The 439-nt window shown below is 73.1% G+C and carries 1 pseudogene; it reads left to right on the top strand.

The window, feature by feature from the left end:
* A pseudogene (locus GTW43_RS15080) lies at positions 1-213 on the top strand (MFS transporter); the annotation flags it as partial.
* Positions 214-439: the final 226 nt, after the last annotated feature.

Below are 439 nucleotides of genomic sequence, written 5' to 3'. Positions count from 1 at the left end.
CGCTACGGCTCCCTGTCCGTCGGCTTCAACCTCTCCGTGTCCCTCTTCGGTGGCACGACCCCGCTGGTCGCGGCGGCGCTCATCGCGGCGACCGGGAACCTGATGATTCCGGCGTACTACATGATGGCCGCGGCCGTCATCGGCGGGATCGCGGCGTGGCGGATGCGGGAGAGTGCGGGGAGGCCGCTGCCTGGTTCTGGCCCGGCGATCTGACCTCCGGTCGGGTTCGGGGGGCTCGGTCCCGGCCGGGTCGTGCGTCCCCGCTCGGGCGGCGCGGATGGGGTTCGTCTGCGGCATTCGTCGTGGCTGAGCGCGCAGTTCCCCGCGCCCCTGGGCCGGCTGATCGCGTTTCGGCCGGGTCGGGTGTTCCCGTGTGGGGCGCGGAGGTAGTCCGTCTGCGGGCTTCGTCGTGGCTGAGCGCGCAGTTCCCCGCGCCCCT

The sequence above is a fragment of the Streptomyces sp. SID5785 genome, assembly GCF_009870065.1.
Classification (GTDB): Bacteria; Actinomycetota; Actinomycetes; order Streptomycetales; family Streptomycetaceae; genus Streptomyces.
Note: the sequence above shows the minus strand (reverse complement) of the source record. Positions and strands in the feature narration are given on the sequence as shown.